The sequence below is a fragment of the Actinoplanes sp. CA-051413 genome (assembly GCF_050955795.1).
Taxonomy (GTDB): Bacteria; Actinomycetota; Actinomycetes; order Mycobacteriales; family Micromonosporaceae; genus Actinoplanes.
In genome coordinates, this window is sequence record NZ_CP192100.1 from 1739686 (window position 1) to 1762347 (window position 22662).

The following is a 22662-nucleotide window of genomic DNA, read 5'->3' on the forward strand; positions in this document are numbered from 1 at the left end:
GGGCTAGGAACGCTTCGCCGCGCACTCCGGGCAGGTACCGAAGATCTCCATGGTGTGCGAGACGTCGACGAAGCCGTGCCGGCCGGCGACCTTGTCCGCCCAGGTCTCCACCGCCGGGCCCTCCACCTCGACGGCCCGCCCGCAGGACCGGCAGACCAGATGGTGGTGGTGGCCCTGGCTGCACCGGCGGTAGAGGTGCTCGCCGCCGGGCGGGCGCATCACGTCGATCTCGCCGGCGTCGGCGAGACCCTGCAACGTGCGGTAGACCGTGGTCAGGCCGACCCGTTCACCCCGCTCACGCAGGATGGCGTGCAGCTCCTGGGCGCTGTTGAAGCCCTCGGCATCGGCGAGAACGGCGCTGACCGCACTGCGCTGCTTGGTGTTCCGGACAACAACGCTGTCCTCAGTCATGAGACCTCCCTCGCGTGGCTGACGGCATCGGCGACGATGTGGGCGACGTGTTCGTCCACGAGTGAGTATGCGATCTCGCGGCCCCGCCGTGCACCCCGCACCACGCCGGCGCCGCGCAACACCCGCAGGTGCTGCGAGACCAGCGGCTGCGGCGCGCCCAGCTTCTCCACCAGCTCGTGCACGCACCGTTCGCCGGCCCCGAGCTCCGCGACGATCGCCACCCGGATCGGCGCGGACAGCGCGCGCAGCAGCTCGCCGGCCGCCTCGTACGCCTCGTAGCCGCTCGTCGGCACAGGTGCCACGTTACTGCTCATCGGGCCTCCGCCTGCAGCACGACCTCGGGTGGTTCGAGCTGGGCCGCGGCGTGCTGCCGGCCCGGAGCCGAACGCCGGCGCAGCACCCGCCAGGTCCCGGCGCCGACGGTCACGGCGACGAAAGCGGCGATGGCCAGGATGACGATCGTGGCGCCCGGCGCGGTGTCCACCTCGCCGGCCAGCCAGACCCCGGCGGCGGCCGAGCCCACCCCGATCACCATGGCCGCGGCCATCGTGCTGCGGAACCCGCGGGTGACCTGCTGGGCCGCCGCGACCGGCACCACCATCAGCGCGCTGACCAGCAACAGGCCGACGGTGCGCATGGCGATCGTGACGGTCACCGCGGTGGTCACGGCCATCAGCAGATTGAGCGTACGCACGGGCAGCCCGGACACCCGGGCGTACTCCTCGTCGTTGCAGACCGCGAACAGCGCCTGCCGCAGCCCCAGCATCGCGACCAGCACAGCGATGCCGAGAACGGCGATGACGATCAGGTCCTGCCGCGACGTGGTGGTCAGCGAGCCGAAGAGGAACTGCATCAGGTTGGCGTTGCTGCTGTCCTCGGAGAGCCCGACCAGCACCACCCCGCCCGCGATGCCGCCGTAGAAGAGCAGGGCCAGGGCCAGGTCACCGGAGGTACGGCCCCGCTCGCGGACCAGCTCCACCCCGATCGCCCCGATGACCGACACGACCACCGCGGTGAGCACGGGCGACTGGTTCAGCAGCAGGCCGACGCCGACGCCGGTGAGCGCGACGTGCCCGATGCCGTCACCGATCAGCGACAGCCGCCGCTGCACCAGGTAGATGCCGAGCGCGGGGGCGATCAGGCCGATGATCAGCGCGCCGAGCAGGGCGCGCACCATGAAGTCGTAGGCAAAGAGATCCATCGTCAGCTCGCCGGCATCCGGTCGGTGGGGGCCACGCAGATCCGGGCCCGTTCGGCCTCGGCGTGCGGGTGGACGTGGTCGTGGCCGGGCTCGGCGTGGTGGCCGGCCGGCTCGGGCACCGCACCCTCGTACGCGATCCGCCCGTGGTGCACCACGACGGCCTTGTCGATGAGCGGCTCGATCGGCCCGAGCTCGTGCGCGACCAGCAGGATGGTCCCGCCGGCCTCGGCGAAGCGGCGCAGCGCCGCGGCGAAGGCGTCCTGGCTGGCCGCGTCGACGCCGGCCGTGGGCTCGTCGAGGATCAGCAGGTCCGGCCGTCCGGCCAGGGCGCGGGCGATCAGGGTGCGCTGCTGCTGGCCGCCGGAGAGGGTGCTGACCGGGTCGGCGATCCGGTCCAGCAGGCCGACGTCGGTCAGCGCGGCCCGGACGGCCTCACGGTCGGCGGCCCCGGACGGCCGGAAGATGCCCCGGCGGGCCAGCCGTCCCGACGCCACGACCTCGCCGACGGTCGCGGGCACGCCGCTGCCGGCGCCCATCCGCTGCGGGACGTAGCCGATCCGCTCCCACTGCCGGAACCGGCGCTGCGGGATGCCGAACAGCGTGACCGTCCCGGCCTCCAGCGGCACCAGGCCGAGGATGGTACGGATCAGGGTGGACTTGCCGGAGCCGTTGGCGCCCAGGATCGCGACGACCTGGCCGGGTTGCACGTCCAGGTCGATGTCCTGCAGCACGGCCCGGCCGCCGTAGGAGACGGCGGCGTGCGAGACGGTGACGACGCTCATGACGGGCATCCCAGGGCGGTGGTCAGGGCGGTCAGGTTGCTGCGCATGACGGAGAAGTAGTCCGTATCCGGCTCGGTGAGCCCTTCGAGGGGATCGAGGACGGCGGTCCGCGCGCCGACCTCCCGGGCGATGGTCTCGGCGACCTTCGGGCTCACCAGGGTCTCGAAGAAGATCGTGGTGGTGCCGGTGGCCCTGGCCTGCTCGGCCACCTCGGCGAGGCGCTGCGGCGACGGCTCGGACTCCGGCGAGATGCCGGTGATGCCGATCTCGGTGAGCCCGTAGCGGTCGGCGAGGTAGTGGAACGCGGTGTGGCTGGTGACGACCTCACGGCGGGCACAGCTCTTCAGTGCGGTCGCGTATTCCGTGTCCAGCGCGGTCAGCTCGCGGTGCAGCGTGGCGGCCCGCTCGGTGTAGCCCGCCGCCCGGGCCGGGTCGACCTGGCCCAGGCGCTGCGCGAGCTTGTCGGCGATCGCGGCGAAGCGCACCGGATCCAGCCAGACGTGCGGGTCCGTCGAGCCCTCGGCGTGCTCGGGCTCACCCGGGACGTGCTCTTCCTCGTGCTCGGCGGCGGGCAGCAGCTGCACCGCGGTGCCCACGTCGAGGGCCTTGTCCGCGGCCTCCTGCTTGACGGCCTCGTCGACGGCCGGCTGGAAGCCCTTGAGGTAGACGACGAGTCCGGCGTCGCTGATCGCGGCGACCTGGCGGGTGTTGAGCTCGACGTCGTGCGGCTCGGCGCCCGGCTTGGTCAGCTGGCTGACCGCGACCGAGTCCGCGCCGATCCGCTCACTGAGGAACTGCAACGGGTAGAAGGCGGTCACCACGTCCAGACGCCCGTCGGTGCCGAAGCCGCTCGCCTTCTCGGCGCAGCCCGCGCCGGCAGCCACCAGCAGAGCGGCGGCGGCGGCGAGCAGGCGGCGGCGCATCATGCCACCTACTGTGCGCCGTATTGGTAATGATTGTCAAAAGCGCATGTGTCAGATGACCTTGGCGACGACGGCGGCGAACAGCAGCACCAGCATCGTCACCCGCACGGCGCGCACCGGCCCGGACTGCACCGGCCAGGTCGTGAAGGTCAGCGCCACCAGGGCCGCGCCCAGCAGGAAGAGCAGCGCGGCGCCGATGATCCCCGGGAGGAACAGGCCGGCCAGCAGCACGGCCAGGGCCGCCAGGAAGGCCGTCGTCGGGCTGACCCGGGCCAGCCGGCGCAGCAGGTTGTCGGACGGAGGTGGTGTCACGTCGGCCGTACTCCTTCGGTGCGTAGGCTCAGCCCATGCTGGTGCTCAACCGCTTCATCGTCCCGGGCGACACGCAGGACTCGTTCACCGAACGGGCGCACGCCGCCCTCGCCGCCCTCGCGGAACGGCCCGGTTATCTCTCCGGCCGGCTCACCCGCGCACTGGACGACCCCGCCTACTGGACCCTGGTCACCGAATGGGAGTCCGTGGGAGCCTACCGGCGCGCCCTCGGCGGCTTCGACGTGAAGGTGCACGCCACCCCGCTGCTGTCCGAGTCGCTGGACGAGCCGTCGGCCTTCGAGACCCTCGCCGCGGCCGAGCCCGGGGCCGCGGTCGTGGTCGTGGCCAGCGACCGGGCCACCGAGCCCTGGCGCTGAGTCGTACGCTGGATCCCATGACCCTTCTCGGGCAGCAGCCGCCACCGCCGCCGCAGGGCCCGGGTGTGTTCCCGCCCTTCCCCGCCCCGCCCGTCGAGGGCCGGGGCCGGCGCGTCGGCGTGGCGCTCGGCCTGGGCGCGGGCGTGCTCGTGCTCGTCTGCGGCGCCGGCGCGGCCGCCGCCGTCGGCCTGACCCGGGTGATGAGCAGCGCGCTCAACGAGCAGGCCGAGGTGGTCGTGGGCGACTACCTCGAGGCGCTGCGCGACCGCGAATGGTCGCAGGCCTACGACCAGCTCTGCCCGCAGGCCAAGGAGCAGGAGAACGTGGCCCAGTTCACCAGCCGGGTCTCCGCCGGGGAGCCGATCACCGCCTGGGACGTCGGCAACGTCGAGCTGGTCCAGCTCTCCGCGCCGGTCACGGTCACCTACGCCGACGGCGACCGCGCCGACCTGCGCGCCTACCTCGGGCAGAACCGCCAGACGGGCGGCTTCGAGGTGTGCCGCGTCGAGGAGTAATCTCCTCATTTTGTCCGATCCCGACGTCCCCGCCGACAACCAGCCGGCGTAGGAGGAACATGCCCGCCGATCGTATCGACGCCGTCGTCAGCCTGGCCAAGCGCCGGGGATTCGTCTTCCCCTCCAGCGAGATCTACGGAGGCACCCGCTCGGCGTGGGACTACGGTCCGCTCGGTGTCGCGCTGAAGGAAAACGTCCGCCAGCAGTGGTGGAAGACGATGGTCCAGCAGCGCGACGACATCGTCGGCCTCGACTCCGCCGTCATCCTGGCCCGCGACGTGTGGGCCGCCTCCGGCCACCTGGAAGCGTTCGTCGACCCGCTGACCGAGTGCCAGTCGTGCCACAAGCGGTTCCGCGCCGACCACCTCGAGGAGGCGTACGAGCACAAGCACGGCACGCCGCCCTCCTCGCTGCAGGAGCTCAACTGCCCCAACTGCGGCAACAAGGGCACCTTCACCGAGCCGAAGATGTTCAACGGCCTGATGAAGACGTACCTGGGCCCGACCGAGAGCGCCGAGGGCCTGCACTACCTGCGCCCGGAGACCGCCCAGGGCATCTTCGTCAACTACAACAACGTGGCCACCGCCGCCCGCAAGAAGCCGCCGTTCGGCATCGCGCAGGTCGGCAAGTCGTTCCGCAACGAGATCACCCCGGGCAACTTCATCTTCCGGACCCGCGAGTTCGAGCAGATGGAGATGGAGTTCTTCGTCCCGCCGGGCTCGGACGAGGAATGGCACGAGTACTGGCTCCAGCAGCGCTGGAACTGGTACCGCGATCTCGGCCTGTCCGAGAGCAACCTGCGCTTCTTCGAGCACCCGAAGGAGAAGCTCTCGCACTACTCCAAGCGCACGGTCGACATCGAGTACCGCTTCCAGTTCGGCGGCACCGACTTCGCCGAGCTCGAGGGCATCGCCAACCGTACGGACTTCGACCTGACCACCCACTCCAAGCACTCCGGGGTGGACCTGAGCTTCTTCGACCAGGAGAAGCAGGAGCGCTGGGTGCCGTACGTGATCGAGCCCGCGGCCGGCCTGACCCGAGCGGTGCTGGCCTTCCTGCTCGAGGCGTACGACGAGGACGAGGCCCCGAACACCAAGGGCGGCGTCGACAAGCGCACGGTCATGCGTTTCGACCCGCGGCTCGCACCGATCAAGGTCGCGGTGCTGCCGCTGTCGCGCAACCCGGAGCTCTCGCCCAAGGCCCGCGGCCTGGCCGACCTGCTGCGCAAGCGCTGGATGGTCGAGTTCGACGACTCGCAGGCGATCGGCCGCCGCTACCGGCGCCAGGACGAGATCGGTACGCCGTTCTGCGTCACGGTCGACTTCGACACCCTCACCGACGACGCGGTGACGGTCCGCGACCGCGACACCATGAAGCAGGAACGGGTCGCACTGGACCAGATCGAGCGCTACCTGATCGAGCGCCTGCCAGGCTGTTAAATGGCCTCGCCTCCGGCTCGGCGGGATTGCGCCCCACGAGGTCGGTGTCGAGGGCACCAAAAATGACCACGGCAAAGAGCGCCTAGTCATTTTTGGCACCCTAGACACCGACGGGCGCAATCCGACCGGGTTGCGCTCAAAACTTAAAACTCAAAACCGCCCGGTCGGTCGTTGCGGTCGGCGATCAGGCCGGCCAGGGTCGCCACGGCGATCTCGGCCGGCGTACGGCTGCCGATGTTCAACCCGATCGGGCGGTGCACCCGGGCGATGTCGTCGTCGCCGACCCCCAGCTCCTTGAGCGCGGCGATGTGCGGGCCCTCGTGCTTGGGGTTGCCCATGATGCCGACCCAGCGCGGCTCACCGGCCAGCACCTCCTTGAGCACGGCGCCGATCTCCGGCCGGTGGTGGTCGGTCAGCACCACGTCGGTGTGCTCGTCGATGCCGGCCCCGGCCAGCTCGGCCACGTACGTGTCGCCGTGCGGCCGCGGCGGGCCGAGCAGCCGGGTCGGGTCCGGCTCGACCAGGATCGACTGGAAGCCCAGCTCGGTGCCGAACCGCAGCAGCACCTCGGCGACCGGCGAGGAGAAGACGGCGACCAGCCGCCGGGGACTCTGTTCCGCATCCACGTTTTGACTCTGCCAGATGGTCGTATGCCATGCTCGATGACGTGACTCTCGCTCTTTCCAACGCCCCGCTGACCCTGGGCAAGCACCAGGTGTGGCCGCCCGTCGTGCTCGCGCCGATGGCCGGCATCACCAATGTCGCGTTCCGCAAGCTCTGCCGCGAGCAGGGCGGCGGCGTCTACGTCTGCGAGATGATCACCACCCGGGCCCTGGTCGAGCGGATCCCCAAGACGCTCAAGATGATCGCCTTCGGCCCGGACGAGGACTTCCGCAGCCTGCAGCTGTACGGCGTGGACCCGGACGTGACCGCCGCGGCCGTGCGGATGGTCGCCGAAGAAGGCCTGGCCGACCACATCGACCTCAACTTCGGCTGCCCGGTGCCCAAGGTCACCCGCCGCGGCGGCGGCAGCGCCCTGCCCTGGCGACGCAAGCTTTTCGGCCGCCTGGTCAAGCAGGCGGTCGACGCGGCGGCGCCGGCGGGCGTCCCGCTGACGATCAAGATGCGCAAGGGCATCGACGAGGACCACCTGACCTACGTCGAGGCCGGGCTGATCGCGCAGGAGGCCGGCGTGGCGGCGGTCGCGCTGCACGCCCGTACGGCGGAGCAGCGCTACTCGGGCACCGCCGACTGGGAAGCGATCGCCACCCTCAAGCAGGCCCTGGACGTGCCGGTGCTGGGCAACGGCGACATCTGGGAGGCCTCGGACGCGATCCGGATGGTCGAGCAGACCGGCGTCGACGGCGTGGTCGTGGGCCGCGGCTGCCTGGGCCGGCCGTGGCTGTTCAAGGACCTCCAGGCGGCGTTCAACGGCGAGGTGTCGCAGGAGCTGCCCAAGCTGGGCGAGGTAGCAGCGATCATGTCCCGGCACGCGCACCTGCTCGTCGAGGCCCTGGAGGACGAGCGGCACGGCTGCGCGGACTTCCGCAAGCACGTGGCCTGGTATCTCAAGGGCTTCCCGGTCGGCGGGGACCTGCGCCGCTCCCTGGCGATGGTCAAGTCGCTGGCGGAACTCGACGACCTGCTGGCCAAGCTCGACCACGAGGAGCCGTTCCCCCGGGAGTCGCTGGGCCAGCCCCGCGGCCGCATCAACGCCCCGGGCAAGGTCTCGCTGCCGTACGGCTGGCTGGACAGCCGCGACGACGACACCGTCCCGGAAGGCGCCGAGATGGAGAACAGCGGCGGCTGACACTCACCCGTGGTGGCAGACGGCCTCGAGGTTGATGCCGTGCGGATCGAGCACAAAACCGCCGTAGTAGTCGGCGTGGTATTCGGGCCGTACCCCGGGCTCCAGCAGCGACGTCGCGCCGGCGGCTAGCGCCGCCCGGTAGAACGTGGCCACGTCCTCGCGGGTGTCGACGGTGAAGGCCAGGTGCATGTTCGTCCCGACCGTGCCGCCGTCGATGAGCCAGAAGTACGGCTTGACGTCGGCCAGCCCGAAGCCCGTCATGGCGGTCGGCTGGTTCGGGGTGGCGTTCGGCGGGATCTGCAGCATCTTGGTGATGCCGATGCTGGCCAGCACAGGCTCGTAGAAAGCCACGGCCGCGGCGAGGTCGGGCACGGCGAGGTTGAGGTGGTCGATGCGGGATCCGGATCGGTTCATGACCGCATCGTGGCAGCGGTAGCGGACACGGAATGACCGCTACTCGCGGCAGGATCGGTCCGTGGCCACCACGTCAGCGCGTCTGCTCACTCTGCTGTCCCTGCTCGGCGCGCGGGCGAGCTGGTCCGGGCCCGAGTTGGCCGGCCGCCTCGGGGTCAGCACCCGGACCCTGCGCCGGGATGTGGAGAGCCTGCGCGACCTGGGCTATCCCGTGCCCGCGGTCAAGGGCCCCGAGGGTGGCTACCGGCTCGGCGCGGGTAGCAAGCTGCCACCGCTGCTGCTCGACGACGAGCAGGCCATCGCCGTCACGGCCACCGCCTGCACCCGGGCGAACCGGGCTTCGCGCCGGCCCGGCGGGTCGAGCCGCACCACCTGGTCACCTGGGCCGGCCGCTGGTATCTCGTCGCCTACGAGCCGGCTGACGAACGGTGGACAGTCCTGCGCGTCGACCGGATCCACCCGCAGGCCGCTACCGGTATCCCGTTCCAGCGCCGCGAGCTGCCCGAGCGCAGTGTGGCCCGCTACGTCATGCGCAGCTACGACCGCGGTGACACCCCGGCCCGCTGGCAGTGCCTCGGCGTCGTGCTCATCGAGCTGCCCGCTGAGGTCGTGGCCCGCTGGGCGCCCGGCGGGTCGGTCATCGAGTACGTCGCGCCGGCCCGTACGCGTCTCACGCTCGGCGCCTGGTCCTGGGCCGGGATCGCCGGCCTGCTCGCCACCTTCGACGCCGACCTGATCGTCGTCGAGCCGGACGAACTCAAGGCCGCCTGCCGGACCATCGCCGACCGGTACCGCAAGGCCGGGCAGTAGCCCCCTGGGCCGCCCGGAACGCCCGAATGGCTGATTCCGGGCCGGAACCGGACGCCCACACTGTGCGAGTGAAAAATCAGACCTGGACCCGGCTCAGCACCGCGCAGAAGGCCGGCGTCATCGTCGCGGCCGTGGTGGTGCCCGTGGCCGGCGTACTGGCGGTGATCGGTGCCGTCGGCGGCGACTCCTCCGCGCCCACGGCCAACCCGGAGCGTCAGCCGGCCGCCTCCGCCACGGCGGTCGCGTCGGCGTCGGCCCCGGCCCCGGTGGCCGGGAAGTCGCCCGGGGTCCGCAAGCGCACGATCACCGAGACCGAGCCGATCGCCTTCAAGTCGCGCACGGTCAAGGACAACTGGCTGCCCAAGGGCACCCGCGAGCCGCGCACCGCCGGCATCGACGGGGTACGGACCAAGACGTACGAGGTGACCCTGGTCGACGGCCGCGAGACCAAGCGCAAGCTGCTCAAGTCCGAGGTGACCCGCGAGCCGGTGCTCGAGGTGGTCGCGGTCGGCACCAACACCGGCCCGGACGACAACGCCAACGGCTGACAGCCGCCCGGCACGGCGGACGGGGAGGACGCTCAGCGCCCTCCCCGAGACCGTGGCTGTGACCGGCTCAGACGTCGAGGTCGTTCTCGATGCGCTTGAGCTGATGGCGGGCCATCGCCAAGTTGGAGCGGTCCCGGCGCAGCGCCACGTACAGGAACAGGCCCTTGCCCGAGCGGCTGGTCAGCGGCCGGATCAGGTGGTACTGGCTGTCCAGCGTGATGAGGATGTCCTCGATCTTCTCGGTGATGTTGAGCATCTCCATCGCCCGCAGCTTGGCCCGGACCACGTCGGTGTTGCCGGCCGCCGCGACCGTCAGGTCGAGCTCCTTGCCGCCGCCGACAGTGCCCAGGGCCATGCCGCTGGTGTGGTCGACCAGCGCGACACCGACAGCACCGTCGATGTCCATGATCTCTTTCAGTGCGGTTTCCATGTCAGCCATGAGTGTGGTTCCTCTTTCGTGTGGGTCAGCCGGCTTGCCGGCTGCGGAAGGTGCTCTGCAGGGTGGCCATCGGCGTACGCCGGGCCAGCGGTGTGGACGGCCCCATCTGCGTCGGGATCTCGGGGCGGTGCGGCGCCGGCGCCTCCAGGACGAGGATGTTCACCAGCCGCCGTACGGCCCGGCGGGCCTCGAGGTGCACCATGGCCAGGTTGGCGTTCCCGGTCGTGACGAGGGTCAGCAGGGCGTTCGGGCCCGCGGTGTACGAGGTGATGTAGCCGCCGTCGCACTCCACCACCGACTCGCGCAGCTCGCCGTGGTTGACGGCGTGCGCGAAGCGCCGGGCGAGGGCCAGGTGGGCGGCGGCCAGGGCGGCGAGGCTGTCCGGTTCGATGCCGTGCGCGTCGTGCGCGACCACCATCCCGTCGGCGGTGGCGAGGACACTGCCGGAGAGCTCAGGCACCCGGGAGCGCAGATTGCCGAGTTCCGTCAGTACCGCCGGATCCACCGTCATCCTGGGTCTCTCCTTCCTGGTCGGGCCGCACCGGTGGGGGAGGGGCCCGGGTCATCGCAGGGCTCGCAGCGCGGTGCGGATCCGTTTCAGCAGCACCTCGTCGGTGCCGGTGTGCAGCTGGCCGGTGTCCGCGGCGACGTCTTTGGGCAGCTTCGCCCCGGGCTTGCGGCGGGCCAGCCGCGGTGGCCGGTCCGCTCCGGGCGTCGTGGCCGGGCCGGACTCCAGGGCCGGGCCGGGCGGATCGCCCGAGGCCGGAGCCGGTCGCGGCCCGGCGATGATGGGTACGGTCGGACTGTCCGCGGGCGACAGAGCCGGCCGGCGTACGTCCACAGCGGTGCCCCGGGCGCGCGGTAGCCGTACGAAATCGGGTTGGGGTGTCTCCCGCTCGCGGACCTCGGGCCGCTCGATCAGGCCGAGTGCCGCCAGCCGGCGCAGCTCCTGGATCGTCGCGTAGCCGGCCCGGCCGAGCAGCTGGGCCAAATCCGCCGGGGTGCGCTGGCCGTCGGCGTGCACCAGCAGCTCCCACTGCGCCGCGGTGAGCGTGACCCGTTCGACCGGCGGGCGCGGCACCGGGATGACCGGCGCCGTGTCGAGCTGCGGATGCGGGTAGATCTCGTCCAGCAGCCGCGCCCGCCGGCGGGCCTCGCGGGTGACCGCCGCCGGATCGACCCGCACGATCTGGCCCAGCCAGTGCGTGGCCCCGTCCAGGAAGTCGACCGGCGCCGAGGCGGGGGACAGCGCGAAGTAGGCCGCGTCGTAGGTCGCGCCCAGCACGCACAGCTCCAGCTCGCCCTGCGTCAGGTGGCCCTGGTCGAGCAGCAGCCGCCCGACCTGCGCGCGGGAGGTGCCGGCGTCCAGCGCGGCCTGCCAGGTACGCGCGGCCAGCCGGCCGGAGGCGGTCAGCAGCTCGCCGACGCCCGGCGCGGCCGCCGACTCGGCGTAGCTCACCTGACCCTCGATGAGGTAGACCGTGCCGCCGGGGTGGCCGCCGACGACCAGTGCGCCGGTCTGCCGCTCGCCCGCTGCCTGCGTGAGCAGACGCCCGGGCGCAGCGGTCTTCGAGGGCTTCACCGTCACTCCTTCTCACCGGATCGGTACGCGACATCAGGTCGCCACGAGCTCGTCGGCGAGGGTCTGCATGCGCCGCCGGGCCACGGCGAGGTTGCCGCGGATCCGGTCCAGCCACACGTAGAGCACCAGCCGGCTGTCGAAATCGGTCTGGACGAGCCGCAGCAGGTGGTAGCCCCCCGCGGTCGTGATGATCAGGTCCTCGAGCAGGTCGTGCGGTACCGCCGAGACGAACAGCGACCTGCTCTGGGCGGCCTGCACGACGTCCGCCGTGCCCGCCGCCGCTGCGTCGTGGTCCTCGTTGGGTGCGGCTCCGGTCGTCGCGACCGGGAAGCCGGTGGTGTAGTCGACGATGCTGGCGCCGATCGCGCCCGGTATCGCCATGGCCTCCTGCAGGCAGTTCTCAACCCCGGGCACATCTCTCCTCAGCCGAGTGATGTTCCCGCCGTTCGCCGTGCCCGGCCGCTGGCGGGACTGCCGGGCTTCTTTGCCGCGGCCGGCCGGGGTGGTGCTGGGTGTGGCCGGCCCGGATCTTGTCGTCCGCGCCGTCACAATGGGCCATCCTGCGGCCACCCCGATCGGGGCGGTCGCACCCGGTGTGCGTCATCGCCATCGGCGTTCATCTCGTTGTTGTCACGCGGCGGCGAGGCCGCCGGGCGGCCCGCAGCCGGTGCGGTGCGGGCCGGGTGTAGAGCCGCTTGGCGGCCTGCGTACCGAGCGAGCCGAGCTCGATCGGGGCCACCGCGCCGAACCAGTGCCGCTCGCCCGGCACGAACCGCATCGGCGCCTCGTCACTGCCCTGCAACAAGGCGTGGGTGGCCGCGGTGATCGCGGCGACGACCCGGCAGGCCAGCTCGTGATGGCCGAGGTGACCGTCGCGCACGAGCGCCCGGCCGACGGTCCCGGTGCCGCGGCCCGCCGCGTACGCGGACTGCCACGCCGCCGCGGCCAGCCGCCCGGAGGTGACCAGCCGCTCCCCGATGCCCGGGCAGGCCGCCGACTCGGCATGGGTGATCCGGCCGGCGACCAGGTAGATCACCCCGGCGGGGGCACCGCCGACGTGCAGGGCCCCGGTACGCCCGGACTCGGCCAGGTTGGTGAGCAGGCGGCGCAGTGCGTTCACGGTGGGCTCTCCTCCGGCCGACCAGGCATCGACCTTTCAGTGGAGTCTCGGCCGCCGTTCGGCAGGAGGTCGCACGGGCGGTGCGTTGTTCCGATCGTGGCCGCGCAGCCGCGTGCGCGTAACATCATCGCCACTTTCGATGGCGTCACGTGAAGGAGTGCCGATGCCCGCTCAGTGGGAGCAGGTCGTTGTCGACGCGGAGGATCCCGCCCGGCTGGCCCGCTGGTGGGCGGAAGCTCTCGGCTACCAGATCGTGCACGAGGAGCCCGGCGAGGTGGAGATCCGGCGCACCCCGGACACCATGCCCGGCCTGCTGTTCACGCCCGTGCCGGAGGCCAAGAAGGGCAAGAACCGCCTGCACCTGGACCTGCGGCCGGACGACCAGGAGGCCGAGGTCGAGCGCCTGGTCGACATGGGCGCCCGGCCGGTCGACATCGGCCAGCACGAGGTGAGCTGGGTGGTGCTCGCCGACCCGGAGGGCAACGAGTTCTGCGTGCTCTCCTCCCGCAAGCCCGCTAGTACGTGAACTGACCGATCAGCCCCTGGATCTCACCGGCGGCGGCGCTGACCCGCTCGGCCGAGCGCCGGGTGGTGTTGGCCCCGTCGGCGGTCGCCCCGGTGGACGCGGTGATGTTCGTGACCGTGCCACTGATCTCGGTGGCCGCGGTGGAGACCTCGCTGACGTTGCGGGCCATCAGCTCGGTGGTCGTGGACTGCTCCTCGACGGCCGCGGCGATGGTCCGCTGGCCGTCGTCGATCCGGGTGATGACCCCGGCGATGGTGTCGATGGCTCCGGCCGTACGCGTGGTCATGTCCTGGATCGCACCGATCTTGGCGGTGATGTCGCTGGTCGCCCGCGCGGTCTCCTGGGCCAGGTCCTTGACCTCCGAGGCGACCACGGCGAAGCCCTTGCCGGCGTCGCCGGCCCGGGCGGCCTCGATCGTGGCGTTCAGCGCGAGCAGGTTGGTCTGCTCGGCGATGGCGGTGATCAGCCGGACGATGTCACCGATCTCCCGGCTGGCCTCACTGAGCGTGGCCACCAGTGCGGTGGTGGTGGCGGCGTTCTCGCTGGCGGCGGCCGTGGTGGTGGCGGCGTCGCTGGTCTGCCGGGCGATCTCGCGTATGGAGGCGGACAGCTCCTCGGTCGCGGCCATCATGTCGGTGACGGAGTGTGACACCTGTTGGGCGGCGCTGTCCGCGTTGCGGGCCTGCCCGGAGGTCTGCTCGGCCGAAGCGTCGAGCTGGCCGGCCAGGTCGCGCAGGTCTCCGCTGGCCGAGGTGAGCGCGCCGGCGCTGGTCGCGGTGGCGGCCACGGTGGACCGGATCGCGCGCAGCGCCCGGTTCAGCGCCTCGGCCATCTCGCCCAGCTCGTCCCGGCGCACGACCTCCACCTCGACGGTCAGGTCGCGCCCGGCAGCCGCCCGCAGCGCGGTGACCATCTGCCGCAGCGGACGGCGCACGGCCCGCACGGTGAACATCGCGGCCGCGGCGGTGAGCAGCGCGCCGGCCAGGCCGGCGGCCAGGATGAGCCAGCCACTGGTACGGCTGGAGTCGACCCCGGCCTTCGCTGCATCCTGCACCGCGAGCAGCATGTCGTCGTCGATGGTGCCCAGCCCCTCCTCCAGCTGCCCGAAACTGTCCAAGAACTCCGGCAGCTGGGCGACGGCCGCGGCATGGTCCCGCTCGGCCAGCGCGACCAGGCTCTTGGCCGACTCCCCGTACGCCACCACGGCCGGGCGGACCTGCGCGTACTCGGCGGTCAGCCGGTCGGGCGCCAGCTTCGAGGCGGCGTCGTACTTGGTCACCAGCGTCGTCGCGTGCTCGCTCACCTCCGCCACGGCATAGGCCTCACGCTGGGCCGGCGTGGTCGCGTAGAGCGCCGACATCACGTCGGCGCGCAGGCCGTCGTGCATCATGTCCGCGTTCCACTGGCTGCTCATGCCGTCACTGATCGCCGCGATCTCGTCGGTGGCGTCGGCCTGGTTCGCCGATCCCCACTCCGCGGTGATGCCGACCAGGGCCACCGAGGCGACGCCTATGCCCGCCATCAGGACCAGCCGGGCGACGATGGTGAACCGGGACTGGGTGTGCGAATCGGACTCCACACCAATCGCATCGGCCGACGCGACGGACGCCTTAGGGTGGGGACATGACGGACGGCGATGCCCACCGCTGGGTGCGCGAGCCCGCCAAGGACAGCGGCTACGGGCGCACCCAGTACGAACGCGACCGGGCCCGTGTCCTGCACTCGGCCGGATTCCGCCGGCTCGCCGCCAAGACCCAGGTGCACACCGCCGGCTCCGACGACTTCCTGCGTACCCGGCTCACCCACTCGCTGGAGGTCGCCCAGATCTCCCGCGAGATGGGCGCCCGGCTGGGCTGCGACCCGGACGTGGTGGACGTGGCCGGGCTGGCCCACGACATCGGCCACCCGCCCTTCGGGCACAACGGCGAGGCCGCGCTCAACCAGGCCGCCGAGGCCTGCGGCGGCTTCGAGGGCAACGCGCAGACCCTGCGCGTGCTCACCCGGCTGGAGGCCAAAGTCGACGGCGCCGGCCTCAACCTGACCCGCGCCTCCCTCGACGCCAGCTGCAAGTACCCCTGGCCGCGCGGGCCCGGCCGGCGCAAGTTCGGGGTGTACGACGACGACCGCCCGGTCTTCGACTGGATCCGCAGCTCCGCCCCGGACGGCGAACGGCAGTGCCTGGAGGCCCAGGTCATGGACTGGGCGGACGACGTCGCCTACTCCGTGCACGACGTCGAGGACGGCGTGCACGGCCGCTACCTGTCGCTGGCCCCGCTGCTGCACGACGCCGACGAACGCGCCGAGCTGTGCGCCGACGTGGCCGCCACCTATTCGGACGAGACCCCCGAAGCTCTGGGTGAGGCCCTGCGGCTGCTGCTCGCCGACGAGGTGGTGACCGCCGTCGCCGGCTACGACGGCGGCTACCGCTCCCAGGTCGCCCTCAAACGGATGACCAGCGTGCTGACCGGCCGCTTCGTCTCCTCGGCGGTCGGCGCGACGAACAGCCGGCACGGCTCCCGCCCGGTCCGCCGCTACGACGTCGACCTCATCGTGCCGCGTACGGTCCGTAACCAGTGCGCCCTGCTGAAGGGCATGGCGTTGCGCTACGTGATGCGCGCCCGCGCGGCCGAGGACTGGTACGAACGCCAGCGCGAGATCCTCGTCGAGCTGGTCACCGTGCTGGGCGAGCGGGCGCCGGACCATCTCGACCCGATGTTCGCCGAGCTGTGGAAGGCCGCGGAGACGGATGCGGCCCGGCTGCGCGTGGTCGTCGACCAGGTCGCGTCGCTGACCGACCCGGCGGCCGTCGCCTGGCATCGGACCCTGATGGCAGCGGGCCGGTGACGCGAGGCAGTATGTAGCCGTGGCGGGCAGGGTCAAGGACGAGGACATCGCGTTGGTCCGCGACCGGACCTCGATAGCGGACATCATCAACGAGACAGTGACGCTGCGCTCGGCGGGCGGCGGCAACCTCAAAGGGCTGTGCCCGTTCCACGACGAGAAGACCCCGTCGTTCACCGTGTCACCCGCCCGAAATGTCTATTTCTGTCATGGCTGTGGCGCGGGCGGCGACGCCATCAAGTTCCTGATGGACGCCGAGCACCTGACCTTCCTCGAGTCCGTCGAGCGGCTGGCCGGCCGGGCCGGCATCCAGCTGCGCTACGACGAGTCCGGCTTCAAGAACGAGGGCCCGCGCCAGCAGCCCGGGCAGAAGCAGCGCCTGATCGCCGCGCACGCGGCCGCCGCCGAGTTCTACGCCGAGCAGCTCAGCACGCCCGGCGCCCGCAAGGCCCGCGAGTTCCTGGCCCAGCGCGGCTTCGGCCGCGACGCCGCCGAGAAGTACGGCTGCGGCTTCGCCCCCGACGGCTGGGACCTGCTCGCCAAGCACCTGCGGCAGAAGGGGTTCACCGCCGAGGAGCTGACCGTCGGCGGGCTGGCCAAGCCGGCCCGGTCCGGCTCGCTCATCGACCGGTTCCGCCGCCGCCTGCTGTGGCCGATCCGGGACCTGACCGGCGACGTGATCGGCTTCGGCGCGCGCAAGCTGTTCGACGACGACGACGGCCCGAAATACCTGAACACCCCGGAGTCGCCGCTCTACAAGAAGTCGCACGTGCTCTACGGCATCGACCACGCCAAGCGGGAGATGGCCAAGCAGGGCCGCGCGGTCATCGTCGAGGGCTACACCGACGTGATGGCCTGCCACGAGGCCGGTGAGCCGACGGCCGTGGCCACCTGCGGCACCGCCTTCGGCATCGACCACATCGGCGTGCTGCGGCGGCTGCTGATGGACAGCGACAGCTTCACCGGGGAGATCATCTACACGTTCGACGGGGACGCGGCCGGGCAGAAGGCGGCGCTGCGGGCGTTCGAGGAGGACCAGCGTTTCGTCGGGCGCACCTTCATCGCGGTCAGCCCGGACAACATGGACCCGTGCGAGCTGCGGCTGGCCCGCGGTGACCTGGCCGTCCGCGACATGATCGCGAGCCGGGAGCCGCTGGTCGACTTCGCGCTGCGGCAGACCCTGTCCCGCTTCGACCTCGACACGGTCGAGGGCCGGGTCGAGGCGATGCGCCGGGCCGCGCCGCTGGTGGCCAAGATCAAGGACCGGGAGAAGCGCCCGGAGTACGCCCGCAAGCTCGCCGGTGACCTGGGGATGGATCTGGAGCCGGTGCAGCGGGCCGTGGCCGCCGCCTCGTCGCCCGAGCAGTCCGGTGCACCCACCCCGCGCAAGCCGGCCGACAGCCCGCAGCGCCTGGTGGAACGCGAGGCCCTCAAGCTGGCTCTGCAATATCCGGTGCTGTCCGGCCCGATGTTCGACGCGCTGGGCCCGGAGTGTTACGGCGACCCGGTCTTCCAGGGCATCCGCAAGGCGATCGCGGCGGCCGGCGGCACCGCCTCGGCCACCGGCGGCGCCGGCTGGATCGAGGCGGTCCGCGACCTGTGCGACGACCTGGGCGGCAAGGCCCTGGTCGGCGAGCTGGCGGTAGTCCCGCTGCACGTCGACGGCGAGGCCGATCTGCGGTACGTGCAGGTGACGCTGGCCCGGTTGCAGGTCGGCGCGGTCACCACCCGGATCAAGGAACTGAAGTCCAAGGTGCAGCGGATCAACCCGGTCGCGCACAGGGACGAATATCTGGCTCTAGCCGGGGAGCTCTTCTCGCTCGAACAGCACGCTCGCGCCTTGCGCGACCAGGCGGCAGGTGGATTGTGAGTCTCTTTCGTCGGCGTCCGAAGCTCCCCGCCGCGCTGCGGCCGGCCCTCGAGGCGGAGGAACGCGTCCTGGCGTGGGCCTTCGTCGGGGACCCGGGTGGTGAGCAGGTGCTGGTCGCGACCAACCGCGGCCTGTGGCTGCCCGGTGGCGAGCGGCTCGGCTGGCACGAGATCCACAAGGTGGCGTGGTCGGGCCGTGAGCTCGTGATCACCCCGGCCGAGGTGGCCCAGGAGCGCGACGGCTACACGGTGCAGGTCGACGCGCCGGTGCGGGGTTTCCTGCTGCTGGAGCCCGGTGAGCTGCCGGATCAGGTGCGCACCCGGGTGACCCGCTCGGTGGCGTACACGTCGCACCACCCGTTGCCGCCCAACGGCGGGGTCCGGGTGGTCGGCCGTCGGGTGAGCGGGGTGGACGGGCTGAGCTGGGCGGTCCGCTACGACGCCCGGACGGCCGTGGACGCCGAGCCGATCATCGAGGTCACCGACCAGCTCGTCGGTTCCGCGCGGGACGCGACCACCCCGTCGCTCTGATTTTTGTCGGACCCCTTCACTAGGGTCGGCCGGGTGACGCTCATTCACGCCCGGGGGCTGGTCAAGAGGTTCGAGGGGTTCACCGCGGTCGACGGCATCGACGTCGACGTGCGCCGGGGGGAGGCGTTCGGCTTCCTCGGTCCCAACGGCGCGGGCAAGAGCTCCACCATGCGCATGATCGGCTGTGTCTCCCCGCCGACCGACGGCGTGCTGCGCATCCTCGACATGGACCCGCGGCGCGACGGCCCGGCGATCCGGGCCCGCCTCGGCGTGTGCCCGCAGCTCGACAACCTCGACCTCGAGCTGACCGTCCGGGAAAACCTGACCACGTACGCCCGCTTCTTCGGCATCCCGCGCAAGGTGGCCCGGGCCCGGGCCGACGAGCTGCTCGACTTCGTCCAGCTCACCGAACGGGCCGACAGCAAGGTGGAGCCGCTGTCCGGCGGCATGAAACGCCGGCTGACGATCGCCCGGGCGCTGGTCAACGAGCCCGAGATCGTGCTGCTCGACGAGCCCACCACCGGCCTCGACCCGCAGGCCCGCCACCTGGTGTGGGAGCGGCTGTTCCGGCTCAAGCAGCAGGGCGTGACGCTGGTGCTCACCACCCACTACATGGACGAGGCCGAGCAGCTCTGCGACCGCCTGGTGGTGATGGACGGCGGCAAGATCGTGGCCGAGGGTTCCCCGCGCGACCTGATCGAGCAGTATTCGACCCGCGAGGTCGTCGAGCTGCGCTTCAACGCCGAGTCCCAGGAGGTCTTCGCGGACAAGCTGGCCGGGGTGGGCCGGCGGCTGGAGGTCCTGCCCGACCGCATCCTGCTCTACGTGACCGACGGCGACGACGCGGTCGCCGAGGTGCAGCGCCGGGCGCTGAGCCCGGCCAGCGTGCTGGTGCGCCGCAGCAGCCTGGAGGACGTGTTCCTGCACCTCACCGGCCGGACGCTGGTGGACTGAGATGACCCGCTACGTCCTGGAGTATCACCTCGTCAGCTATCGCCGCATCTGGCGGTCCAGCGTGCTGTCCTCCTTCGTGCTCCCGCTGCTCACCATGCTGGGCTTCGGGGTCGGCGTCGGCGCGTACGTCACCAGCGGCGTCGAGGGTGTGCCCTACCTGGACTGGATGGTGCCCGGCCTGATCGCCTCCACGGCCATGCAGGTGGCGATCGGCGACTCGACCTGGCCGGTGCTGGGCGGCTTCGAGTGGCAGCGGATCTACTTCGGTCAGGCGGCCGCCCCGCTGCGCGTCGCCGACATCCTCGACGGGCATCTCGCGTTCGTCGTCTTCCGCACGCTGATCAGCTGCGCGGCGTTCCTGGTCATCGCCACGGCGTTCGGCACGATGCATTCGTGGTGGGCAGTGCTGACGCTGCCGATCGCCGCGCTGGTCGGTCTGGCGGTGGCCACCCCCGCGTTCGCGTATGCGGCGACGGTCCGCATCGACAGTTACCTGGCGGTGCTGTTCCGGCTGGGAGTGATCCCGATGTCGCTGTTCTCCGGCGTGTTCTTCCCGGTCGAGTCGCTGCCGGGGTTGCTGCGCTGGATCGCGTACGCGCTGCCGCTGTGGCACGGCGTCGACCTGAGCCGGGCCGCCACGCTGGGCGTCGCGCCGGCCTGGTCCCCGGTCGGGCACGTGCTCTATCTGGCCCTGTGGGCGGGTGCCGGCTGGCTGCTGGCCTACCGGGCGTTCCGCCGCCGGCTCGTGGTGTGAGGGGCTGACATGCTGACTCTGGTCCTGCCGCGGCTGATCTCGTTCGAGGGCGCCGGCCGGCGTTCGGCGTCCGTGGTCGAGCGCAACGTGACGACGCTGCAACCGTCGTACTGGCTGGTGATGGCCTCCGGCTTCATCGAGCCGATCCTCTACCTGTTCTCGATCGGCATCGGCGTGGGCGCGCTGGTCGGCGACCTGACGCTGCCCGACGGCCGGGTGATCGATTATGCGGCGTTCGTCGCCCCGGCCATGCTGGCGTCGTCGGCGATGAGCGGGGCGCTGTCGGAGACGACCTTCAACTTCTTCGGCAAGATGAAATTCATGAAGCTGTACGACGGGATGCTGGCCACCCCGTTACGGCCGATCGAGATCGCGCTGGGCGAGCTGGCCTGGGCGATGATCCGCGGCAACATCTACGCTGCGGCGTTCCTGGTGGTCATGGTGGCGATGGGCCTGACCACGCCGGGCCTGGCGGTGGCCGCGTTCGGGGCGGCCGTGCTGGTCGGCTTCGCCTTCGGCGGCACCGGGATGGCGCTGTCCACGTTCATGCGCAGCTGGCAGGACTTCGACCTGGTGGCGTCGGTCCAGTTCGCGCTGTTCCTGTTCTCCGGCACGTTCGTCCCGGCCCAGGCCTACCCGGCGGTGCTGCGCTGGGTGGTCGAGGTGACCCCGCTGTACCGCTCGGTCGACCTGATCCGCGCGATCACCACCGGCGAGGTCGGCTGGCTCCAGGCCCTGGACGTGCTCTATCTGCTGGCGTTGTTCGCGCTCGGCCTGGCGGTGGCGGGCCGCCGGATGGGCCAGCTGCTCTGCCGATAGCTGAAAGGTGGCTGAGATCAGGTGATTAGACGGGCATAACACCGGGCAACACCCCAGCTGAGGTCGTCTTTCGTGCGCGGTGTGTCTCCGGGGCACGAGGGCGGAAGCCGACCGAACGGACACTGCCGCAGCGCCCGGAGGGACCCGTCATGAAGCTTCACAAGGACAACGACTCGAAGAGCGAGGCCGAGGACAGAGCCCGCCACGACGTCGCGACGACCAAGACGGGGGAGGACAGGGACAACGACCTGTCGGCTCCGAGCCCCGACGAAGGCCCCGACAACCCGGCGAAGCTGAAGGGCAAGGGCATCTTCGCGGCGCTCAAGCGCACCTTCAAGCAGTTCTCCGAGGACAACGTCACCGACTGGGCCGCCGCGCTGACCTACTACGGCGTCCTGTCCATCTTCCCCGGCGTGCTGGTGCTGGTGTCGATCCTGGGCATGCTCAGCGACAACGGTCAGCAGACCGTGCAGGACACCGTCAGCGAGATCGCCCCGACCCAGATCAAGGACCTCCTCGACCAGGTCCTCACCCAGGTCTCCGACCCGGGTACGGCCGGCTTCGCCGCGATCCTCGGTCTGGCCACGGCGTTCTGGTCGGCGTCCGGCTACATCGGTGCGTTCATGCGCGCCTCGAACGCGATCTACGACGTCCCCGAGGGCCGCCCGATCTGGAAGACCCTCCCGATCCGCCTCGGCGTCACCGCGGTCGTCGGCCTGATGCTGATCCTGTCGGCCGTCATCGTGGTCTTCACCGGCGACCTGGCCCAGGCGGTCGGCGACACCATCGGCCTGGGTTCGGCCGCCGTGACCACCTGGAACATCGCCAAGTGGCCGGTCCTGATCATCCTGGTCAGCCTGATGTTCGCGATCCTCTACTGGGCCTCCCCGAACGCGAAGACCGGCGGCTTCCGCTGGGTCAGCCCCGGCGGCATCTTCGCCGTGGTGATCTGGCTGATCGCCTCCGGAGCCTTCGCCCTGTACCTGGCCAACTTCGCCAACTACAACAAGACGTACGGCACCCTGGGCGGCGTGATCGCCTTCCTGGTCTGGCTGTGGATCTCGAACATCGCCATCATGCTGGGCGCCGAACTGGACGCCGAACTCGAACGCGGCCGAGCGATCGCCGCAGGCCACCCGGCCGACGACGAACCCTTCCTCCAGCTGCGCGACGACCGCAAGCTCAAGAAGGGCAGCGAAAAAGGCCTGAGCACCAACTGACCACCCTTTCCGCCGAACCGACGGCCGCGACCCTTCGACCGGGTACGCGGCCGTCGGCCTGTCCGGGCTTTGCCTATTGCTGGATGTTGTAGCTGGTCGGGCGATGCTGACGGTCCTGCACAGCCGACCCATGTCGGGTGCCCCGAGCACCTCGGACCCTTGTCAGGTCCTGCTCAACTAACCTCACCTCTTCCGCCGAGCGGGTCGCGTCATAGGCGATGGCCTTGCGCTGGTGGGCGGTTGTGGGCCCCGAGACCTTGGTAATTTTCGGCCCCTATAGAGGCCAGATTTTCCCAAGATCTACGTTGGTGCGCGGACCCGACCTTTGGTCGGACCTCGCATGTGCTCAGCCCGATTCCGCGCGTGCCCACACGCTCCGGCCGCGCACTCGTTTCGCGCCCTGCTCGCCCCGCGCTCCGCGCTCAGTGTTCGCGCGGCTGGCGTCTCGGCGCGTGCCGCGTGCCT

General features: G+C 71.2%; 27 protein-coding genes and 1 pseudogene. 14 read left to right on the forward strand and 14 right to left on the reverse strand.

The window, feature by feature from the left end; all coding sequences use genetic code 11:
* Nucleotides 1-3 precede the first annotated feature (3 nt).
* The 6 genes from ACQP2Y_RS08260 to ACQP2Y_RS08285 are packed head-to-tail and all read right to left on the reverse strand — an operon-like array spanning nucleotide 4 to nucleotide 3629.
* Entirely contained in the window at nucleotides 4-411 is a 408-nt protein-coding gene (locus tag ACQP2Y_RS08260; RefSeq protein ID WP_433726045.1) for a Fur family transcriptional regulator, read from the reverse strand.
* Nucleotides 408-725 carry an ArsR/SmtB family transcription factor gene (locus ACQP2Y_RS08265; protein ID WP_433726047.1) on the reverse strand — a complete coding sequence of 106 codons (318 nt, stop codon included), beginning with the start codon at nucleotides 723-725 and terminating at the stop codon, nucleotides 408-410. Before ACQP2Y_RS08265 ends, ACQP2Y_RS08260 begins: the two co-directional genes overlap by 4 nt.
* The gene (locus ACQP2Y_RS08270; protein WP_433726049.1) at nucleotides 722-1612 is read right to left on the reverse strand and encodes a metal ABC transporter permease; all 891 of its coding nucleotides are present in this window, start codon (nucleotides 1610-1612) and stop codon (nucleotides 722-724) included. Before ACQP2Y_RS08270 ends, ACQP2Y_RS08265 begins: the two co-directional genes overlap by 4 nt.
* A 2-nt stretch (nucleotides 1613-1614) precedes the next feature.
* Entirely contained in the window at nucleotides 1615-2394 is a 780-nt protein-coding gene (locus ACQP2Y_RS08275) for a metal ABC transporter ATP-binding protein (RefSeq protein WP_433726051.1), read from the reverse strand.
* On the reverse strand, nucleotides 2391-3317 hold the full coding sequence (locus tag ACQP2Y_RS08280; protein ID WP_433731832.1) for a metal ABC transporter substrate-binding protein: 927 nt from the start codon (nucleotides 3315-3317) through the stop codon (nucleotides 2391-2393). Before ACQP2Y_RS08280 ends, ACQP2Y_RS08275 begins: the two co-directional genes overlap by 4 nt.
* A gap of 51 nt (nucleotides 3318-3368) precedes the next feature.
* Nucleotides 3369-3629 carry a DUF6703 family protein gene (locus ACQP2Y_RS08285; protein ID WP_433726053.1) on the reverse strand — a complete coding sequence of 87 codons (261 nt, stop codon included), beginning with the start codon at nucleotides 3627-3629 and terminating at the stop codon, nucleotides 3369-3371.
* 35 nt (nucleotides 3630-3664) lie between these two features.
* Between ACQP2Y_RS08285 and ACQP2Y_RS08290 the strand changes: the two genes are divergently transcribed.
* Genes ACQP2Y_RS08290 through ACQP2Y_RS08300 form a run of 3 tightly spaced genes read left to right on the forward strand, consistent with a single transcriptional unit; the run spans nucleotide 3665 to nucleotide 5960 of the window.
* Nucleotides 3665-4006, forward strand: a complete 342-nt coding sequence (locus tag ACQP2Y_RS08290) for an antibiotic biosynthesis monooxygenase family protein (protein WP_212989870.1) — start codon at nucleotides 3665-3667, stop codon at nucleotides 4004-4006.
* A 17-nt stretch (nucleotides 4007-4023) separates the two neighbouring features.
* The gene (locus ACQP2Y_RS08295) at nucleotides 4024-4521 is read left to right on the forward strand and encodes a hypothetical protein (RefSeq protein ID WP_433726055.1); all 498 of its coding nucleotides are present in this window, start codon (nucleotides 4024-4026) and stop codon (nucleotides 4519-4521) included.
* A 59-nt stretch (nucleotides 4522-4580) separates the two neighbouring features.
* Complete coding sequence (locus ACQP2Y_RS08300) at nucleotides 4581-5960, forward strand: glycine--tRNA ligase (protein WP_360548761.1); 1380 nt, start codon at nucleotides 4581-4583, stop codon at nucleotides 5958-5960.
* Between the two features lie 143 nt (nucleotides 5961-6103).
* On the opposite strand, the gene ACQP2Y_RS08305 is transcribed toward ACQP2Y_RS08300, so the two are convergent.
* Nucleotides 6104-6586, reverse strand: a complete 483-nt coding sequence (locus ACQP2Y_RS08305; RefSeq protein WP_433726058.1) for an XdhC family protein — start codon at nucleotides 6584-6586, stop codon at nucleotides 6104-6106.
* A gap of 29 nt (nucleotides 6587-6615) precedes the next feature.
* Between ACQP2Y_RS08305 and dusB the strand changes: the two genes are divergently transcribed.
* Nucleotides 6616-7770: a tRNA dihydrouridine synthase DusB gene (gene dusB, locus ACQP2Y_RS08310; RefSeq protein WP_433726060.1), complete on the forward strand. Its 1155-nt coding sequence runs from the start codon at nucleotides 6616-6618 to the stop codon at nucleotides 7768-7770.
* 3 nt (nucleotides 7771-7773) lie between these two features.
* Here the strand turns inward: dusB and ACQP2Y_RS08315 are convergent, their stop codons facing one another.
* A complete protein-coding gene (locus tag ACQP2Y_RS08315) occupies nucleotides 7774-8184 on the reverse strand; it encodes a VOC family protein (RefSeq protein WP_433726062.1) in 411 nt (136 codons plus the stop codon).
* Between the two features lie 61 nt (nucleotides 8185-8245).
* Here ACQP2Y_RS08315 and ACQP2Y_RS08320 point away from each other — a divergent pair.
* A pseudogene (locus ACQP2Y_RS08320) lies at nucleotides 8246-8994 on the forward strand (helix-turn-helix transcriptional regulator).
* Nucleotides 8995-9062: 68 nt separating this feature from the next.
* Nucleotides 9063-9542, forward strand: a complete 480-nt coding sequence (locus ACQP2Y_RS08325; RefSeq protein ID WP_433726064.1) for a G5 domain-containing protein — start codon at nucleotides 9063-9065, stop codon at nucleotides 9540-9542.
* Between the two features lie 67 nt (nucleotides 9543-9609).
* Here ACQP2Y_RS08325 and ACQP2Y_RS08330 read toward each other — a convergent pair whose 3' ends face one another.
* From ACQP2Y_RS08330 to ACQP2Y_RS08350, 5 genes are all read right to left on the reverse strand, one after another.
* Entirely contained in the window at nucleotides 9610-9981 is a 372-nt protein-coding gene (locus tag ACQP2Y_RS08330) for a hypothetical protein (protein WP_360548746.1), read from the reverse strand.
* 25 nt (nucleotides 9982-10006) lie between these two features.
* Nucleotides 10007-10492 carry a roadblock/LC7 domain-containing protein gene (locus ACQP2Y_RS08335; RefSeq protein WP_433726066.1) on the reverse strand — a complete coding sequence of 162 codons (486 nt, stop codon included), beginning with the start codon at nucleotides 10490-10492 and terminating at the stop codon, nucleotides 10007-10009.
* Between the two features lie 51 nt (nucleotides 10493-10543).
* A complete protein-coding gene (locus ACQP2Y_RS08340) occupies nucleotides 10544-11563 on the reverse strand; it encodes a MarR family transcriptional regulator (RefSeq protein ID WP_433726068.1) in 1020 nt (339 codons plus the stop codon).
* A 33-nt stretch (nucleotides 11564-11596) separates the two neighbouring features.
* A complete protein-coding gene (locus ACQP2Y_RS08345; protein ID WP_360833309.1) occupies nucleotides 11597-11977 on the reverse strand; it encodes a hypothetical protein in 381 nt (126 codons plus the stop codon).
* A gap of 202 nt (nucleotides 11978-12179) precedes the next feature.
* On the reverse strand, nucleotides 12180-12683 hold the full coding sequence (locus ACQP2Y_RS08350) for a DUF4388 domain-containing protein (RefSeq protein ID WP_433726071.1): 504 nt from the start codon (nucleotides 12681-12683) through the stop codon (nucleotides 12180-12182).
* A 163-nt stretch (nucleotides 12684-12846) separates the two neighbouring features.
* Here ACQP2Y_RS08350 and ACQP2Y_RS08355 point away from each other — a divergent pair, with 163 nt between their 5' ends.
* A complete protein-coding gene (locus tag ACQP2Y_RS08355; RefSeq protein ID WP_360833312.1) occupies nucleotides 12847-13209 on the forward strand; it encodes a VOC family protein in 363 nt (120 codons plus the stop codon).
* On the opposite strand, the gene ACQP2Y_RS08360 is transcribed toward ACQP2Y_RS08355, so the two are convergent.
* The gene (locus ACQP2Y_RS08360) at nucleotides 13199-14788 is read right to left on the reverse strand and encodes a methyl-accepting chemotaxis protein (protein ID WP_433726073.1); all 1590 of its coding nucleotides are present in this window, start codon (nucleotides 14786-14788) and stop codon (nucleotides 13199-13201) included. The genes ACQP2Y_RS08355 and ACQP2Y_RS08360 overlap by 11 nt on opposite strands.
* 44 nt (nucleotides 14789-14832) lie before the next feature.
* On the opposite strand from ACQP2Y_RS08360, the gene ACQP2Y_RS08365 reads away from it, so the two are divergent.
* The 7 genes from ACQP2Y_RS08365 to ACQP2Y_RS08395 all read left to right on the forward strand — a co-directional run bounded on the left by ACQP2Y_RS08365 (nucleotide 14833) and on the right by ACQP2Y_RS08395 (nucleotide 22197).
* A complete protein-coding gene (locus tag ACQP2Y_RS08365; protein WP_433726075.1) occupies nucleotides 14833-16053 on the forward strand; it encodes a deoxyguanosinetriphosphate triphosphohydrolase in 1221 nt (406 codons plus the stop codon).
* 19 nt (nucleotides 16054-16072) lie between these two features.
* Nucleotides 16073-17920 (forward strand): DNA primase, encoded by a 1848-nt coding sequence (dnaG, locus tag ACQP2Y_RS08370; RefSeq protein ID WP_433726077.1) that lies wholly within the window; start codon nucleotides 16073-16075, stop codon nucleotides 17918-17920.
* Nucleotides 17917-18450 (forward strand): hypothetical protein, encoded by a 534-nt coding sequence (locus ACQP2Y_RS08375; protein ID WP_360548728.1) that lies wholly within the window; start codon nucleotides 17917-17919, stop codon nucleotides 18448-18450. Before dnaG ends, ACQP2Y_RS08375 begins: the two co-directional genes overlap by 4 nt.
* A gap of 33 nt (nucleotides 18451-18483) precedes the next feature.
* Nucleotides 18484-19404, forward strand: a complete 921-nt coding sequence (locus ACQP2Y_RS08380; RefSeq protein ID WP_360822050.1) for an ABC transporter ATP-binding protein — start codon at nucleotides 18484-18486, stop codon at nucleotides 19402-19404.
* 1 nt (nucleotide 19405) lies between these two features.
* Nucleotides 19406-20158, forward strand: a complete 753-nt coding sequence (locus tag ACQP2Y_RS08385; RefSeq protein ID WP_433726079.1) for an ABC transporter permease — start codon at nucleotides 19406-19408, stop codon at nucleotides 20156-20158.
* A 9-nt stretch (nucleotides 20159-20167) separates the two neighbouring features.
* Nucleotides 20168-20977 carry an ABC transporter permease gene (locus tag ACQP2Y_RS08390; RefSeq protein ID WP_433726081.1) on the forward strand — a complete coding sequence of 270 codons (810 nt, stop codon included), beginning with the start codon at nucleotides 20168-20170 and terminating at the stop codon, nucleotides 20975-20977.
* A gap of 149 nt (nucleotides 20978-21126) precedes the next feature.
* A complete protein-coding gene (locus ACQP2Y_RS08395; protein ID WP_433726083.1) occupies nucleotides 21127-22197 on the forward strand; it encodes a YihY/virulence factor BrkB family protein in 1071 nt (356 codons plus the stop codon).
* The last annotated feature ends 465 nt before the right edge of the window (nucleotides 22198-22662 follow it).